Here is a 1,457-nt window from a genome sequence, read left to right on the forward strand (position 1 = left end):
CAACCGGTACCACCGCAGGCCCACCGTCCCGGGCGCCCCCAGCCACGCCGGCATCAACTACAAAGAAACCAACCAGCTGTCACCAACAGCTTGATATATACCGTATCAGCCGGTCGGCGCAGAGGTCGTCGCCGAACAGCTCAGCACGGCGTTGGCCGGTGCTGGGACCGATGAGCAGGCCATCTTCTCGGCGCTCAGCGGGCGAAGCCGAGCTGACGTAGACCGAATCGCCACCGCATATCTAAGGCTCACCGGGCGCACGCTCACGTCGGACCTGCAGGACGACCTCTCGCCAAGCGAGTTGAAGCGCCTTGGTGCCTTCGCCCCTGATCCTGCGGCCACGGCGGGAGCCCGGGCAGACGTGGTGGCGGCCCAACTGCGCGGGGCAATGACGGGCGCCGGCACAAATGAAGAAGCCATCAGTGCGGCGCTCGCCAACCGGAGCCCTGCGGAGATCAGCGACATCTACTTGGCCTATCGTCGGCTGACTGGCGTCGACCTGAGCGTTGCCCTCCGCGACGAGCTGAGCGGCAGCGAGCTGGCCTCTGCGATCAGTCAGCTCGGGCTTGTCCCAACGGTCTCGCGAACGAACACTGAGCTTGGGATGCTCTCCGTCGGAAACTTCGACTTCCTTTTCGCCAGCGGGCGGATCACGGTCACGGTGCGCGTGAAGTTTCAGTTTACAGACGACATAACGGGTGCGGAGAAGGCGGCCTTCAAGGCCCGCTTTATCAACGTCGTGGAGGCCAAGTGGCGCCACAGTGGCTACTCGCTCACAGGCGCCGGGCCGGGGGCGGTGCCAACGGTGCCGATCGAGATCATGTGCGTGGAGGATGAGAGCAACTACCACAAGGTGGTGGACGTCGAGAAGCGCACCGACAGTGATCGCTGGCCGATGGTCGTCTCTGACATCAACGTCAATCTCGGCTCGGATGAGACGACTTTGGCGCACGAGTTCGGGCACGTGGTCGGCCTGTACGACGAGTACGACGGCGGCTTCTTCGAGAACATCATGTTCTGGCACGCGAACCGGCCCGAAGACCCATCAGCACTCATGAGCATGAGCGATGGCGCCGAGCTCCGGCCGCGCTATTTCGAGCACTACCGACGCGCGGTCCAGGCCGCTGCACCGCCGGGATGCGTCTACACAGTCTCATCTCCGCCGTAGTGACCTGCAAGATCAACGCGTGCTTCCACCCCGCCCGCAGGCGAGACCGCCCGCGGTGAACACAGGCTGCTGTCGGGGCCAGAACGAACGTGCTCCCATGTGTGCGTGGGCGGCCTAGCGGCATCTGAGACGTCCGTGATGAAATTTGGGAACACCCCCGCGTGTGCGGGAAGACGACGCACCAACCCTAGGAGCGTGGGTCAGTAGTCGTTAAAACGCCGGGTGATATTCCGGGTCCTTGGCGTGGGGGCTGGAAGAATCGGTGGATGACTTCCGATTTCCAGGATGG

At 63.7% G+C, this 1,457-nt stretch carries 1 protein-coding gene and 1 pseudogene; both read left to right on the forward strand.

The window, feature by feature from the left end:
- Positions 1–97: 97 nt before the first annotated feature.
- Positions 98–280, forward strand: a pseudogene (locus AC50X9_RS21210) (hypothetical protein); the annotation flags it as partial.
- Positions 281–301: 21 nt separating this feature from the next.
- On the forward strand, positions 302–1,168 hold the full coding sequence (locus tag AC50X9_RS21215) for an annexin (RefSeq protein WP_494897063.1): 867 nt from the start codon (positions 302–304) through the stop codon (positions 1,166–1,168).
- Positions 1,169–1,457 lie beyond the last annotated feature (289 nt).

The sequence above is a fragment of the Pseudarthrobacter sp. HLT1-3 genome, assembly GCF_059383535.1.